The 13957-nt window shown below is 64.5% G+C and carries 15 protein-coding genes, 1 other RNA gene and 1 riboswitch; of the genes, 10 read left to right on the forward strand and 6 right to left on the reverse strand.

Annotated elements, in window-relative coordinates; genetic code table 11:
* Positions 1-42: 42 nt before the first annotated feature.
* Positions 43-307, reverse strand: a riboswitch (cobalamin riboswitch).
* A 220-nt stretch (positions 308-527) separates the two neighbouring features.
* The 5 genes from OKW38_RS15325 to OKW38_RS15345 all read left to right on the forward strand — a co-directional run bounded on the left by OKW38_RS15325 (position 528) and on the right by OKW38_RS15345 (position 3015).
* Complete coding sequence (locus OKW38_RS15325; RefSeq protein ID WP_090803421.1) at positions 528-887, forward strand: ATPase; 360 nt, start codon at positions 528-530, stop codon at positions 885-887.
* On the forward strand, positions 884-1198 hold the full coding sequence (locus OKW38_RS15330; RefSeq protein ID WP_018419691.1) for a cell division protein ZapA: 315 nt from the start codon (positions 884-886) through the stop codon (positions 1196-1198). Before OKW38_RS15325 ends, OKW38_RS15330 begins: the two co-directional genes overlap by 4 nt.
* A gap of 66 nt (positions 1199-1264) precedes the next feature.
* Positions 1265-1446: non-coding RNA, 6S RNA (gene ssrS, locus OKW38_RS15335), on the forward strand.
* 141 nt (positions 1447-1587) lie between these two features.
* The gene (locus OKW38_RS15340) at positions 1588-2046 is read left to right on the forward strand and encodes an EVE domain-containing protein (RefSeq protein ID WP_090803419.1); all 459 of its coding nucleotides are present in this window, start codon (positions 1588-1590) and stop codon (positions 2044-2046) included.
* Between the two features lie 243 nt (positions 2047-2289).
* Positions 2290-3015 (forward strand): SIMPL domain-containing protein, encoded by a 726-nt coding sequence (locus tag OKW38_RS15345; RefSeq protein WP_429362151.1) that lies wholly within the window; start codon positions 2290-2292, stop codon positions 3013-3015.
* Between the two features lie 94 nt (positions 3016-3109).
* On the opposite strand, the gene lgt is transcribed toward OKW38_RS15345, so the two are convergent.
* Positions 3110-4015: a prolipoprotein diacylglyceryl transferase gene (lgt, locus tag OKW38_RS15350; RefSeq protein WP_090803416.1), complete on the reverse strand. Its 906-nt coding sequence runs from the start codon at positions 4013-4015 to the stop codon at positions 3110-3112.
* Positions 4016-4075: 60 nt separating this feature from the next.
* Entirely contained in the window at positions 4076-5062 is a 987-nt protein-coding gene (locus OKW38_RS15355; protein ID WP_429362153.1) for a LysR family transcriptional regulator, read from the reverse strand.
* A gap of 158 nt (positions 5063-5220) precedes the next feature.
* Between OKW38_RS15355 and ilvD the strand changes: the two genes are divergently transcribed.
* On the forward strand, positions 5221-6894 hold the full coding sequence (gene ilvD / locus OKW38_RS15360; protein ID WP_429335897.1) for a dihydroxy-acid dehydratase: 1674 nt from the start codon (positions 5221-5223) through the stop codon (positions 6892-6894).
* Positions 6895-7041: 147 nt separating this feature from the next.
* Positions 7042-7380 carry a c-type cytochrome gene (locus tag OKW38_RS15365; RefSeq protein ID WP_090803412.1) on the forward strand — a complete coding sequence of 113 codons (339 nt, stop codon included), beginning with the start codon at positions 7042-7044 and terminating at the stop codon, positions 7378-7380.
* Positions 7381-7404: 24 nt separating this feature from the next.
* Here OKW38_RS15365 and OKW38_RS15370 read toward each other — a convergent pair whose 3' ends face one another.
* From OKW38_RS15370 to OKW38_RS15380, 3 genes are all read right to left on the reverse strand, one after another.
* On the reverse strand, positions 7405-8235 hold the full coding sequence (locus tag OKW38_RS15370; protein WP_090803411.1) for a DUF2486 family protein: 831 nt from the start codon (positions 8233-8235) through the stop codon (positions 7405-7407).
* Between the two features lie 84 nt (positions 8236-8319).
* The gene (locus tag OKW38_RS15375) at positions 8320-8736 is read right to left on the reverse strand and encodes a DNA polymerase III subunit chi (RefSeq protein WP_429362155.1); all 417 of its coding nucleotides are present in this window, start codon (positions 8734-8736) and stop codon (positions 8320-8322) included.
* Between the two features lie 52 nt (positions 8737-8788).
* Complete coding sequence (locus OKW38_RS15380) at positions 8789-10300, reverse strand: leucyl aminopeptidase (protein WP_429335895.1); 1512 nt, start codon at positions 10298-10300, stop codon at positions 8789-8791.
* A gap of 139 nt (positions 10301-10439) precedes the next feature.
* Here OKW38_RS15380 and lptF point away from each other — a divergent pair, with 139 nt between their 5' ends.
* The 3 genes from lptF to OKW38_RS15395 are packed head-to-tail and all read left to right on the forward strand — an operon-like array spanning position 10440 to position 13109.
* Positions 10440-11537 (forward strand): LPS export ABC transporter permease LptF, encoded by a 1098-nt coding sequence (gene lptF, locus OKW38_RS15385; protein ID WP_090803407.1) that lies wholly within the window; start codon positions 10440-10442, stop codon positions 11535-11537.
* Positions 11538-11540: 3 nt separating this feature from the next.
* Positions 11541-12689: an LPS export ABC transporter permease LptG gene (gene lptG / locus OKW38_RS15390; RefSeq protein ID WP_184065287.1), complete on the forward strand. Its 1149-nt coding sequence runs from the start codon at positions 11541-11543 to the stop codon at positions 12687-12689.
* Positions 12690-12728: 39 nt separating this feature from the next.
* A complete protein-coding gene (locus OKW38_RS15395) occupies positions 12729-13109 on the forward strand; it encodes a sirohydrochlorin chelatase (RefSeq protein WP_018419678.1) in 381 nt (126 codons plus the stop codon).
* 57 nt (positions 13110-13166) lie between these two features.
* On the opposite strand, the gene cobA is transcribed toward OKW38_RS15395, so the two are convergent.
* Positions 13167-13922, reverse strand: a complete 756-nt coding sequence (cobA, locus tag OKW38_RS15400; RefSeq protein ID WP_429363775.1) for a uroporphyrinogen-III C-methyltransferase — start codon at positions 13920-13922, stop codon at positions 13167-13169.
* Positions 13923-13957: the final 35 nt, after the last annotated feature.

Below are 13957 nucleotides of genomic sequence, written 5' to 3' on the forward strand. Positions count from 1 at the left end.
CGACGCGTCACGAGGCGTCCCCTTGTTCAACGTTTTCGCGGGGGACGTCCCTCTTTTCTGGCCGGTATCCGGGCTACGACACATCGATCCCGCCTTCCCACGCGTGACGCGCAGTGGCACACTCGCACGTTGAACTTCCAACCTTGCGACCAGGACCGACCTGCATGAGCACATCACATGCGGTCGCTTACCGTTGCGGGGGCAGCGCAGGTTCGCGCATCCGGTTTTGGCACCGCGCGCGTCCTGCTTCCCGTTTAACTGCGCGCGCCGAGAAGCGCGCGCGGGCACCAGAGTGCGGGAAGTTTACGAGCGGCCTCGCGGGGCGTCAAGAAAGGTCAACCGGAGCGCAATCGGTTCTGTTGAATGCAGGTTATTGTCCGATGGATTACCGGTTTTTTACCTTATGGTCGACGACACGACACGCAACGAACCTGCACGTAGCGATGCTGTTACGTCTCGAAACGAGACAATTGTCGGAACCTGTAATATTCCGCGCTAAAATGCGATGTCTTTAGAGGACGCAGCACATGCTCACCGAACTCGAATCACTCTCCCAGAACATCGGCAAGCTGATTGCGATCAGCCAGCGCCACAACGAAGCGCGGCTCGCGCTCGAAGAGCAGCTCGCGCAAACGCGTGCCGAAGTGCAAGCCACGCATGCGGAACTCGCGCAATTGCGCGAAGAGCGCGACGCACTGCAGGCGGAACGCGACGCGCTGTCCGCCAAGATCGACGACGCTCAGGTGCGCCTGAATGCCATTCTCGAAAAATTGCCGCGCGCACGCGCGAGCAGCGAACCGGATAACCAGCTCGATCTGCTCGAGTCCGCCCAGCCCGGACACGAGGAAGCGGAAAGCGACGTGAGCCGACACGGAGAAAGCGCATGACCACCAAGCAGATCGAAGTATCGATTCTCGAAGTACCCTATCGTCTCGCCTGCTCGCCGGAAACGGAAGGCGCGCTGCTCGAGGCGGTCGCGCGCGTCGACGCCGAGATGAAGAAAATCCGCAGCGGCAGCAACGTGCGCGGCACCGATCGCATCGCGGTGATGGCTGCGCTGTCGCTGGCATCGGAACTGCTTAAGCTGCAAAGCAGCGTGCGACACGGAGAAGCATTTCCCGCTGAAGAAATCCGGCGTACAATGCAGCAAATGAACGAACAGCTAGGTACTGTGATCGAGCAGTACAGCTTGCAGTAAGCAGTAGTGGGCCGGTTTCGAATCGGTCACGTGTTGAACGGTTTGGGTTGTAGCTTCATCGGTTTAGCTTCCCTGCCTGGTTCGCCAAGGTCATACATTCCTTGAACCAATGCCATGTGCACGGTTGCGGAAATTTGTAGCACGGGTGTGCGCGTCACTCAGTCTGATGTACCCGAAGTGTTGCTAACTGCGACCAATTCTGAACCCTCGGTTCAGGATGCCGGCCTAGCGGCTAAGGCGGGGACCTTATCTGGAACGGCATCGGACTTCGGTTCGATGCCGTTTTTCTTTGGTCGTCGTTTTTTCGTTTGAGCGCCTTTTTCAGGGGCTTTTCCGTACGCGCCTGCTGTTGTTGCGCTTCGTTCAATCTCACACGCTCACTCCGATTCATGCGCTACTGGCTGATGAAGTCCGAACCGGACGAAGCAAGCATCGACGACCTCGCCAACGCACCACATCGCACCTTGCCGTGGACCGGCGTACGCAACTATCAGGCGCGCAACTTCATGCGCGACGTGATGCAGGTCGGCGACGGCGTGCTCTTCTATCATTCGAGCTGTCCGGAGCCCGGCATCGCGGGCATCGCGGAGGTCTCGTCGACCGCGTATCCGGACCCTACGCAGTTCGATAAAAAGAGTCCGTACTACGACGCGAAATCGTCGCCGGAAACGCCGCGCTGGATGCTCGTCGACGTCGTGTTCAAGAAGAAAATCGGGCTGATTCCGCTTGCCGCGCTGCGCGAGCATGCCGAATTGCAGGACATGCGCGTGCTCGCCAAAGGCAATCGCCTGTCGATCACGCCGGTGACCGAAGCCGAATGGCGCTTCATCACTAAACAGCTGGTTTAAGGGCGAACGCGCGACGCGGCACCTGTCGTGATCGCATCCAGGTCATCGTTTCCGATGCGGCGGCGAAGCACTAATTGGGGAACCAAGCGTCGGTAAAACGCGCCTAATCGGTCGACGAAAGCGTGAACTCGAACCGGCCGCTCGACGGCAAGCCGATGCATTCACCAGCGCATCCGTCAAACCGCGCGCCACTACCCGGCGCTCGCGTCGAACGTGCACAACCTGTTCAAAAGGATTCCAGTCATGACGACAAAAACCGCACGGTCCCTCGCACTTGCGCTCGCCTTGGGCGCGCCTGTGGCACTCGCACTGAACCCTGCGACCGCTCGAGCGCAGACCATGATGCCGCAGCCCTCGGGCGTGCTGTCGCTGAATGCGCAGGCGAGCGCGGAAGTCCCGCAGGACGAAGTCGAAATCACGCTGTTTTACGAGCAGGAAGCGAGCGAGCCGTCGTCGCTGACGTCGACGCTGAACGAACGCGCCGACGCGGCATTGCAGAAAGCGCGCGGCGTCAGCGGCGTGACCGCGCGCTCGGGCGCGTTCTCGATCTTCCCGTCGACGGACCGCGACGGACGCATCACGACGTGGCGCGGCCGCACGGAAGTCGTGCTCGAATCGCGCGACTTCGCCGCGGCATCGAAGCTCGCCGGACAGATGGCATCGATCATGCAGGTTGGCAACGTGCGTTTCTCGCTGTCGCCGCAAGCGCAGCGCGCGGCCGAACAGCGGCTCAGCGGCGAGGCGATCAAATCGTTTCGCGAGCAGGCCGCGGCGTCCTCGCAGGCGTTCGGCTTTAGCGGCTATTCGATCCGCGAGGTCAACGTGAATCACAGCGGCGTGATGCCGCGTCCGATGATGATGATGAGCGCACGCGCGATGGGCGCCGACGCGAAGAGCGCGCCGCTGTCGCTCGAAGGCGGCACGTCGACGGTGACGGTCAACGTGTCGGGGTCGGTGCAGATGAAGTGACGCGCAAGCGCAAGCCCAAACAGAAAACGCCACGGCATCCATCGATGCCGTGGCGTTTTTTCATGCAACACTCGCTACGCTAGCCGAGCGCCGCTCAGTTCGCGCCAACCGCCTGCGCCTGCTCGCGACGCCCACGGCGATACGCCCACACCATCAGGCCGATGCCCGCGAGAATCATGGGCAGCGACAGCCATTGACCCATCGACAGCCCCATCGCGAGCAGGCCGAGGAAATCGTCCGGCTCGCGCGCGAATTCGACCGTGAAGCGCGCCAGGCCGTAGCCGATCAGGAACATCGCGGAAATCGCGCCGAGCGGCTTCGGTTTGCGCGAGAAAAAGATCAGCACGAAGAACAGCGCCACGCCTTCGAGCGCGATCTCGTACAGCTCCGACGGATGTCGCGGCAGCATGTGATATTGCGCGAACACTTCGTTCAGATGCCATTGCGCGGCCAGTTGCGGATGCGTGGCGAGCCATGTGGCGTCGTCAGGCGCGGCGCCGGGAAACAGCATCGCCCACGGCGCCGACGGATCGGTCACGCGGCCCCACAGCTCGCCGTTGATGAAGTTGCCGAGGCGCCCCGCCGCGAGGCCCGTGGGCACCATCGGCGCGACGAAGTCGGTGACTTGCAGCCACGAGCGCTTGCGCTGATAAGCGAACAGCATCATCGCGATCGTCACGCCGAGAAAGCCGCCGTGAAACGACATGCCGCCTTCCCACACCTTGAAGATGTCGAGCGGATGCGCGAAATAAAAGCTCGCCTTGTAGAACAGCACATAGCCGAGCCGGCCGCCGAGGATCGTACCTAGCACGCCGTAGAACAGCATGTCGTCGATATCCTTCGCGGTCCAGCCTTGCGCGGCGACGTACGGCAGCCGCAGCCGCAACCGGGCGACGACGATCGCCGCGACGAATGCGACGAGGTACATCAAGCCATACCAGCGCACGGCGAGCGGCCCCAGATGGATGGCGACAGGGTCGAAATTGGGGTGAATGAGCATCGTGTAGTTATGGGCAGTTCAGGTTCGAAAGCAGTTTTTACAGGGAATCAGAAGCGGGATCTAGACACGCGACGCGACGCTCGCCGCATGCGCGCGCACGATGTCGATGAAGCCCGCCAGCACCGGGCTGACCTCGTCGCTGCGCCAGACGAGGCCCGTCTCGATCGCGGGCACCGACTCGGACAGCGGCCGGTACACGACGCCCGTGCGCCGCAGGTTACGCAACGATTGCGGCACCAGCGCGACGCCCATGCCGGCCGACACGAGACTCACGATGGTCTGCATCTGGATCGCCTCCTGGCCGATCCGTGGCGCGAGGCCCGCAACGCCGTAGCAATCCATAATGATGTCATAAAAGCCTGGCGCGAGACGCCTTGGGAAGATCACGAGCGGCGCGTCGGCGACATCGCGCAGGCTGACGGGCATGTCGAGCCATTCGGCGGCGGGGTCTTCGGCGGCGCTGCCCTTGCCGCTTGCGTTCACGCTGCCCCGCAAGCCTTGCGCCATCTCCGTCGACATCGCGATCACGAGCGGCTCGCGCGCGATCGGCAGCCACGACAACTGCGCCGCATGCCGCGACGGCAGCGGCGCGATCACCAGACCCGCGTCGATACGCCCGGCCACCAGTTCCTCGACCTGCACGTCGCTGGTCGCCTCGGTCAGTTCGAGCCGCACGCGCGGATGCCGCGCGCCGAAATCGCGCAGCAGCAGCGGCAGTAGGCCGTAATCTGCAGTCGACACGAACGCGAGCGACAGCACGCCCGCCTCGCCGCGCGCGAGGCTCTGCGCGAGCGGCCTGAGCCCTTCCGCGGCCGCGAGCAGCCGCTGCACCTCCGGCAACAGATCGGCGCCGACCGCCGTCAACTCGACCGAGCGCTTGGTACGCGCGAACAGCTCGACGCCGAGCGTCTCCTCGAGCGCGCGGATCGCCTGCGACAGCGGCGGCTGCGTCATCGACAGACGCGCGGCCGCGCGCCCGAAGTGCTTTTCCTCGGCGACGGTGACGAAATAGCGCAACTGGCGCAGGTCGGGGATCGTCGGCAGCATGATTGATATATTTTACGACCTGAACAACCGCGAATAATACACACGACGCGTGTCACGCAAAACCGCCGGTTTGCACGGTCTGGCGGAACTACACTGAACGGATGCGCGCGCGGACGCCGCCGCGCGCTTTCGTCAGAACAACCAGACTGGAGCTCCCCATGGCCTACAACCGTCGTTCGAAGAACATCACGCAAGGCATCGCGCGTTCACCGAATCGCTCGATGTACTACGCGCTCGGCTACCAGAAGGAGGATTTCGACAAACCGATGATCGGCGTCGCCAACGGCCACTCGACGATTACGCCGTGCAACGCCGGCCTGCAGCGTCTCGCCGACGCGGCCGTCACCGCGATCAGGCGCGCCGACGCGAACCCGCAGACCTTCGGCACGCCGACGATCTCGGACGGCATGTCGATGGGCACCGAGGGCATGAAGTACTCGCTCGTGTCGCGCGAGGTGATCGCCGATTGCATCGAGACCTGCGTGCAAGGGCAATGGATGGACGGCGTGGTCGTGATCGGCGGCTGCGACAAGAACATGCCGGGCGGCATGATCGGCCTCGCGCGCATGAACGTGCCGGGCATCTACGTGTACGGCGGCACGATCCGGCCGGGCAACTGGAAAGGCACCGATCTGACGATCGTGTCGTCGTTCGAGGCGGTCGGCGAATTCACGGCGGGCCGCATGTCGCAGGAGGATTTCGAGGGCATCGAGAAAAATGCGTGTCCGTCGACCGGTTCGTGCGGCGGCATGTACACGGCCAATACGATGAGCTCGTCGTTCGAGGCGCTCGGCATGTCGCTCATGTATTCGTCGACGATGGCGAATCCCGACCAGGAGAAGGTCGACTCGGCCGCCGAATCGGCGCGTGTGCTCGTCGAAGCCGTCAAGAAGGATTTGAAGCCGCGCGACATCATCACGAAGCAGTCGATCGAAAACGCGGTTGCCTTGATCATGGCGACCGGCGGCTCGACCAACGCGGTGCTGCACTACCTGGCGATCGCGCACGCGGCCGAGATCGAATGGACGATCGAGGACTTCGAGCGCATGCGCAAAAAAGTGCCGGTGATCTGCAACCTGAAGCCGTCGGGGCAGTACGTCGCCACCGATCTGCACAAGGCGGGCGGCATTCCGCAGGTGCTGAAGATCCTGCTCGACGCCGGGCTTGTGCACGGCGATTGCATGACGATCACCGGCAAAACGATCGCCGAGGAGTTGAAGGACGTACCAGCCAAGCCGCGCAGCGATCAGCAGGTGATCTTCCCGATCGACAAGGCGCTCTACGCCGAAGGCCATCTCGCGATCCTGAAGGGCAATCTGGCCGAAGACGGCGCGGTCGCCAAGATCACCGGGCTCAAGAACCCCGTCATCACGGGCCCGGCGCGCGTATTCGACGACGAGCAGAGCGCGCTCGAAGCGATCCTCGCCGACAGGATCGTCGCCGGCGACGTCGTCGTGCTGCGCTATCTTGGCCCGAAGGGCGGCCCCGGCATGCCGGAAATGCTCGCGCCGACCTCGGCGATCATTGGCAAGGGGCTCGGCGAATCGGTCGGGCTCATCACCGACGGCCGCTTCTCGGGCGGCACCTGGGGCATGGTGGTTGGGCACGTCGCGCCGGAGGCGTTCGTCGGCGGCACGATCGCGCTCGTGCAGGAAGGCGATTCGATCACGATCGACGCGCACCAGCTGCTGCTGCAACTGAACATCGACGATGCCGAGCTGCAACGCCGCCGCGCCGCATGGCAGGCGCCGAAGCCGCGCTACACACGCGGCGTGATGGCCAAGTATTTCGCGCTCGCGCAGCCGGCGAATCGAGGGGCGGTGACGGGGTAATGACCGCGGCCGGCGTGGCCCGCCCCGACAGGGATAACCCGCCGCCACGTTACGCGAAAACGCAAGGGGCGCACGAAAATCCGTGCGCCCCTTTGCTCTTATAATGCGTGCACCACGAGCCGGGCATCTGCACTGGCGGAGACCATAATGAAATCGATGTCGTACGCGGCCGTGGCAGCCACTGTTGCGCTCGCCGCCGCATTGAGCGCCGCCAGTCCCGCAGCCCGTGCCGAAACAGCCGGGCTCGCGCTCGCCCAGCAGAAGAACTGCATGAGCTGCCACTCGGTCACTCGCCCGTTCATGGGGCCGGCGCTGCACGACGTTGCTATCCGTTATGCGGGACGCGAAGACGCCGCGACCTATCTGAAGCGCAAGATCCTCGATGGCGGCACCGGCGTATGGGGAACCGTACCGATGCCCGCGAACACGCAACTGACGCCCGATCAGGCGGCCACGCTGGCGGCTTGGGTGCTGACGCTCAAATAACGGCGCTCTCAGGTCACCGCGGCGTCAACGCGAGCGCCGCGCGATTTCTTCTTCCACCGCTTCACGTACCCAATCGGTCATCTCGGCTTCGAGCGTCTGCGCGACCTCGCGCGTGATCTGACTCACGAGCAGACTCGTTTGCTGCTGCACTGCATCACGGCAGCGCGCCTCGATGATGCCGCGCCCCTCGCCCGTCAGAAAACGCTGGAAGCGTCCGTGCAAACGTGCGGCGAGCGCGTCGGCATCGAGCGTGGGCTGAGCGGGAGCGCCTTCGTGCGCGCCTTCATGGTCGATATCCGGCGGCACGGTCGCGCCGGCTTCGAGCGGTATGAAGGGCTCGGTACGATCGAACACGCCGGGCGACACCTCCACGTCCTCACGCAAGTCATCATGCAAGTCGTCATGCCCATGTCGCACATGAATGCCGTGATGCGGCCGTGCGTGTTTTCTCGGGTGCGTGTGATCAGCCACGTGCGGCTGATGAAGCTCGGTCTGCGCGAGAGGCTCATGCTCCGCCGCATGCGGGGCTTCTCGCGTCGGCATCGGCTCCGGCACGAGCACGGGCTCCGGCGAACTCAGTTGCTCGGGCGTGGGCACCGGTTGGGGCGCGAGTACCGGCTCGGGCGCCAGCGTCGGGTCGGCTCGATGCGCGGGCGGTGGCACGAACGCGGGCTCCGTGCGGGAAGCGGCCTCGGGCACCGCCGCCGGTTGCGCGACGGCTGGGCTTGCGGGCTCGGCGCCCGGCTGGGATGCAGGCGCGGCGGCATCGGTCGACGCCTCGCGCGTCTCGCGCGCGCGGCCCGGCACGAGGACCTCGTTCAGGACCGGAATCGAATTGTCGTGGGGATCGGACACGTGCGCTCTCCGTGTTTGAGTCGAAGCCAGGGCAGGCGGTCCGCATGCCGCGTTCCTCGCGGCCATGACGCGCAGCGCAACGAACTAGCCGCCCTGCTTGTAGTTGTTCAAAGCATAGCCGCGATCGCGATAGAAGCGATAGCGCTCGCGGCCCGCAACGAGTTCCTCGTGTGCGTTACCGACCACTTCGAGCAATCTTTCGAAGCGCGCGAACTGCGCCGGCACCGTTGCGCCCAGATTGAGCAGCACCTGATGATGCGGCACGTCGTCGAGATTCGTGGCCAGCACGACGGGCGTGTCGGTGGCAAGCGGCGCGCCCGCCATGCAGTGCGGCACGAAGTCGAGCGGCGAGAAGGTCCACAGCATTTCGTCGAAGGCGCGCAGGCGCGCGGGCTCGGCCAGCACGACGAGCGGCTGGCCCGCCAGATACGCCTTGCGCACGAGGCGACACGCGTACAGCAGCGAATCGCCGACGTTCGAGTGAAAGTCGATTCTCGTCATCGGCCGCTCCGCCCCGCTTGCCGCGCGCCGTGCGCGCGCTTACCGCACCGCGTCATTGGCCGGCGCGGTCGATCAGGAACTGCGCGAGCAGCGGCACCGGACGGCCCGTCGCGCCCTTCGCGGTGCCGCTCTTCCACGCGGTGCCGGCGATGTCGAGATGCGCCCACGGGTACGAATCCGTGAAACGCGACAGGAAGCACGCGGCCGTCACGCTGCCCGCCGGACGCCCGCCGATATTCGCGACGTCCGCGAAGTTCGACTTCAGCTGGTCCTGGTACTCGTCGTCGAGCGGCAGGCGCCATGCCGGGTCGGCCGCTTCACGCGACGCGTCGAGCAGTTCTCCGGCGAGCGCGTCGTCCTTCGAGAACAGGCCGCTGTTGTGATGGCCGAGCGCGATGATGCAGGCGCCCGTCAGCGTCGCGATGTCGATGACCGCGGCCGGCTTGAAGCGCTCCGCGTAGGTGAGCGCGTCGCACAGAATCAGGCGGCCCTCGGCGTCGGTGTTCAGCACCTCGATCGTGAGGCCCTTCATGCTGGTGACGATATCGCCCGGCTTGGTGGCCGTGCCCGACGGCATGTTCTCGACGGCCGGAATGATGCCGACCACGTTGATCTTCAGGCCCATCTCGGCGACCGCGCGCAGCGTGCCGAGCACCGAGCCCGCGCCGCACATGTCGTACTTCATCTCGTCCATGCCCTCGCCCGGCTTCAGCGAGATGCCGCCCGTGTCGAACGTGACGCCCTTGCCGACCAGCACGACCGGCGCGGCCTTCGCGGCGGCGCCCTGGTACTGCAGCACGATGAACTGCGCCGGCTCGACCGCGCCCGCGGTGACCGACAGGAACGAGCCCATCTTCAGCGCTTCACACTGTTTCTCGCCGAGCACCTCGACCTTCAGCTTCCAGTCTTTCGCGAGCTTCTTCGCGGTGTTCGCCAGATAGGTCGGCGTGCAGACGTTGCTCGGCAGATTGCCGAGCTCGCGCGTCAGGTCCATGCCGTTGGCGAGCGCGGCGCCCTGCCTGGCGGCGAGCTTGGCGGCCTTCTCGTCACCGGTGTTGACGCTGAACACGATGCGCTTCAACGCGCGCGGCGTGTTCTCCGGCTTGCTCTTCAGTTGCGTGAAGCGGTAGGTCAGCTCGCGCAGCGCGAGGATCGCGGCGCGCACACACCAGTCGGCCGTGCGTTCGAGCACCGGCAGTTGCGCGAGCGTGAACGTGACCTGCACGATCTTCGTGCCGAGCAGCGCGCGCCATGCGGCGCGGACCGCCTCGCCGTAGGCTTTCTGACTGAAAGCGTCCTGTTTGCCGAGCCCGACGAGCAGCACGCGCGACGCGCCGATGCCCGACACCTCGTGCAGGAACAGCGTGGTACCCGCCTTGCCGTCCATGTCGCCTGCCTTGATGACGCGCGTGAGCAGGCCCTTGGTGGCCGCGTCGATCTCCAGCGCGGCGCCCGACAGCGTTTGCGACTCGAACACACCGATCACGATGCAATCGGATTTCCCCGTCAGGAAACCGTTCGTCGAGCCTTTGGTCCAATCACAGGCTTTTATGCTAAAGTCCATCGCGCTTGTCCTCGGATAAAATCTGGGCTTAGGATGAAAGCCGCAATTATCCGCTATTTTTCCCGCGGCGGCTGCACCGGGGGCGTGACGGGAACGAACACCCCCGCGTCGCCGTGAGCGCCCCCTCTCGTCATCAACAATGATCTTTGAACGCTCCCTCCAGCGCGAGCTCGCGTACACGGCTGGCGCCGTGTTCATGGTTCTCCTCACGCTCGTGCTGACGACGATGATGATCCGCATCGTCGGCTTCGCGGCCTCGGGCGAGGTCGACCCGCGCGACGTGCTGGTCCTGATCGGCCTCACCGTGATCGGCTATCTGGCCATCATGCTCGTCGCGACGCTGTTCGTGTCGATCCTGTTCGTGCTCACGCGCTGGTACAAGGACTCCGAGATGGTCGTGTGGCTGTCCTCGGGCGTCAGTCTCACGCAATTCATCAAGCCGATCGGCATTTTCGCCACGCCGATCATCATCCTGATCATGTTCTTCGTGTTCGTCGGCTGGCCGTGGTCGAACCAGCAGAGCAAGCTGATCCGGGCGCGCTTCCAGCAGCGCGACGAAGTCTCGCTGCTCGCGCCGGGGCAGTTCCGCGAATCGCCGACCACGCATCGCGTGTTCTTCATCGAGAAGATGTCGCCCGACCAGGGGCATGTGGAAAACGTGTTCGTGACGAGCACCGAGGGCGGCAAGGTCAACGTCGTGGTGTCGAAGAACGGCCACATCGAGACGCACAAGAACGGCGACCGCTTCGTCGTGCTGGAAAACGGCCGCCGCTACGACGGCGAACCGGGCCACCCCGATTTCCGCATCATGGAGTTCGAGCGCTACGGCGTGAAGATCCAGAGCCAGCCGGTCGTCAATACGCCGACCACCACCGGCTTGCCGACGCTCACGCTGCTGCGCAATCCCACTAAAGAGAACCTCGCCGAATTCGCGTGGCGCGCGGGTCTTCCGTTGATCGCGATCAACCTGATGCTGCTCGCCATTCCGCTCGCGCACCAGAACCCGCGGCGCAGCCGCACGATCAACCTCGTGATGGCCGTGTTGATCTACCTCACCTATTCGAATCTGCTGAACGTCGTGCAGGCGTGGATCGAGCAGGGCAAGATGTCGTTCGGCGTCGGGCTCGTGATCCTGCACGTGATCGTGCTCGGGATCGTCGCGTTCATCTTCTGGATGCGGGTGCGCAACCGGCCGCTATTTACGCGCGCCATGTTCAGCCGTTCGCAGGGAGCCTGAGCGATGCGCATTTATGAAAGGTATTTCGCGCGTCAGATCTATCTCACGTTCGTGTTCATCCTGTTTGCATTTTCAGGTCTGTTCTTCTTCTTCGACCTGATCAACGAACTGAACTCGGTCGGCCACGGCAACTACAAGTTTCAGTACGCGGTGCTGCGCGTCGCGCTGCAAACGCCGTCGCGTTTCTACGAAATCATTCCGGTCGCGGCGCTGATCAGCGCGATCTACGTGTTCGCGCAGATGGCGGCGAACTCCGAATACACGATCTTCCGCGTATCAGGCCTCGCGACGAATCAGGCGCTGCGCTCGCTGCTGAAGATCGGCATTCCGCTCGTGATCGTCACCTATCTGATCGGCGAAGTGGTCGGCCCGTATACGGATCAGCTCTCCGAGCGCGTGCGGCTCGAGGCGCTCGGCTCGTCGGTGTCGAGCAACTTCCAGTCCGGCGTGTGGGTCAAGGACACGCTGACCGAGCGCGCCGACGGCGAGCAGGTCACGCGCTTCGTCAACGTCGGCGAACTGAAGCCCGACGCGACGATCAGCAACGTGCGCATCTACGAATTCGATTCGAAGTTCCGCCTGACGAACATTCGCATCGCGCAGAGCGGCCGCTATCAGCCGCCGGGCCACTGGCTGCTGACCGGCGTGACCGATACGCAACTGCTCGACGTGGCCCCCGCTCCGGGTACGCCGGCAGATGCGCTCAATCCGGTCTATCGCGCGAAACAGGTCACGCTGCCCGAGTATTCGCTGCGCTCGGAGCTGACGCCGCAGATCCTGTCGGTGCTGCTGGTGTCGCCGGACCGGATGTCGATGTTCAATCTGTTCCGCTATATCCAGCATCTGACCGAAAACCATCAGGACACGCAGCGCTATGAAATCGCGCTGTGGCGCAAGGTGCTGTATCCGTTCGCGGTGTTCGTGATGCTGGTGCTGTCGCTGCCGTTCGCGTATCTGCATACGCGCGCGGGCGTGGTCGGCGTGAAGGTGTTCGGCGGCATCATGCTCGGCATGAGCTTCCAGCTGTTCAACACGCTGTTCTCGCATATCGGCACGCTCAATACGTGGCCCGCGCCGTTGACCGCGGCGACACCTGGGCTCGTCTACCTGGTGCTGGGGCTCGTCGGGTTGAAGTGGGTCGACCGGCACTAACGCCAGTGCGTTGAGGGGCATCGTCAGGGAGCTGATGCGATGGCTATGCACGGACTGATTCTGTTTGGCCACGGCGCGCGCGATGCGCGCTGGCGCGAGCCGTTCGAACGGCTCGCCGACAAGCTGCGCGCCGCGCGCGCGGCGACGGGCGAAGCTCCTGCGGTTACGCTCGCCTTTCTCGAACTGATGGAGCCCGACCTGCCGACGGCCGTCGCGCAACTCGTCACGCAAGGCTGCGATGCGATCACCGTGGTGCCGGTGTTCTTCGGGCAAGGCGGTCATGTCCGCAAGGATTTGCCCGCGATCGTCGATCATTGCCGCGCCGCGCATCCCGGTGTCGAGATTCGCTGCGCGGTGGCGGTCGGCGAGGATGATTCGGTGCTGGATGCGCTCGCGCAGTATTGCCTGCGGCAGCTCTGATTTTTTCGTTCTGATTGCTCAGATTCGCCGCTCTCGGGTCGGCCCTGCCGAGGATATTCAGGCCGCGACCAGCATCCCATTCGACGCGCGCTTCGCCTCGGTCTGCCGCGCCGCGAACGCCTCGCCGATCATCAACAGACTCGGCTGCGACGCATCGACCCAGCGCTGCGCTTCGCCGGCCGCAAGATCTTCCAACGTCAGCGTCAGCATGCGTTCGCGCGGCGTGCTGCACGCCTCGACGATCGCCACGGGCGTCGTCGCGGGCTTGCCAGCATCGATCAGTTGCTGCGCGATTTCGACGCCGCTGTCGCGGCCCATGTAGAACACCAGCGAATCGGCGTTGACCTGCTCGCGGATCTCATCGGAACCTGGCGCGCGGCTGAACGTCGCGAGCGCGACGCTGCGCGACACGCCGCGCAGCGTCAGCGAACGCTTCAGCGTGGCCGCGCTCGCCAGCGCGGCGGTGATACCCGGCACGACTTCATACTCGATGCCCGCGGCTTCGAGCGCGCGCATCTCTTCGTCGGCGCGGCCGAACAGCATCGGATCGCCGCCCTTCAAACGCACGACCACGTCGCGCTCCAAAGCCGCATCGACGATCTGCTTGTTGATGAACTGTTGGGCCGTCGATAGCTGGCCGCAGCGCTTGCCGACCGCAATGCGCTTCGCGCGCGCGGGCGCGTAGTCGAGCATCGCCGGCTCGACCAGCGCGTCGTGCAGCACCACGTCGGCGGCGCCGAGCAGCCGCGCGCCGCGCACCGTAATCAGGTCCGCGGCACCGGGTCCCGCGCCGATCAGATAAACCTTACCCATTGACATCGACCTGTTCGTTGGAGCGTACGCGGCGG

Origin of the sequence: Paraburkholderia sp. MM5496-R1 (genome assembly GCF_050436205.1) — a bacterium.
GTDB lineage: Bacteria > Pseudomonadota > Gammaproteobacteria > Burkholderiales > Burkholderiaceae > Paraburkholderia > Paraburkholderia tuberum.

Bases quoted from the DNA above. Each gene is read 5' to 3' on its own strand.
- OKW38_RS15345 (WP_429362151.1), top strand. From the start codon at position 2,290: ATGACGACAAAAACCGCACGGTCCCTCGCACTTGCGCTCGCCTTGGGC.
- OKW38_RS15375 (WP_429362155.1), bottom strand. From the start codon at position 8,736: ATGACGAGAATCGACTTTCACTCGAACGTCGGCGATTCGCTGCTGTAC.
- OKW38_RS15355 (WP_429362153.1), bottom strand. From the start codon at position 5,062: ATGCTGCCGACGATCCCCGACCTGCGCCAGTTGCGCTATTTCGTCACC.
- OKW38_RS15380 (WP_429335895.1), bottom strand. From the start codon at position 10,300: ATGGACTTTAGCATAAAAGCCTGTGATTGGACCAAAGGCTCGACGAAC.
- OKW38_RS15330 (WP_018419691.1), top strand. From the start codon at position 884: ATGACCACCAAGCAGATCGAAGTATCGATTCTCGAAGTACCCTATCGT.
- OKW38_RS15325 (WP_090803421.1), top strand. From the start codon at position 528: ATGCTCACCGAACTCGAATCACTCTCCCAGAACATCGGCAAGCTGATT.
- cobA (WP_429363775.1), bottom strand. From the start codon at position 13,922: ATGGGTAAGGTTTATCTGATCGGCGCGGGACCCGGTGCCGCGGACCTG.
- OKW38_RS15395 (WP_018419678.1), top strand. From the start codon at position 12,729: ATGGCTATGCACGGACTGATTCTGTTTGGCCACGGCGCGCGCGATGCG.
- ilvD (WP_429335897.1), top strand. From the start codon at position 5,221: ATGGCCTACAACCGTCGTTCGAAGAACATCACGCAAGGCATCGCGCGT.
- OKW38_RS15340 (WP_090803419.1), top strand. From the start codon at position 1,588: ATGCGCTACTGGCTGATGAAGTCCGAACCGGACGAAGCAAGCATCGAC.
- lptF (WP_090803407.1), top strand. From the start codon at position 10,440: ATGATCTTTGAACGCTCCCTCCAGCGCGAGCTCGCGTACACGGCTGGC.
- lgt (WP_090803416.1), bottom strand. From the start codon at position 4,015: ATGCTCATTCACCCCAATTTCGACCCTGTCGCCATCCATCTGGGGCCG.
- OKW38_RS15365 (WP_090803412.1), top strand. From the start codon at position 7,042: ATGAAATCGATGTCGTACGCGGCCGTGGCAGCCACTGTTGCGCTCGCC.
- lptG (WP_184065287.1), top strand. From the start codon at position 11,541: ATGCGCATTTATGAAAGGTATTTCGCGCGTCAGATCTATCTCACGTTC.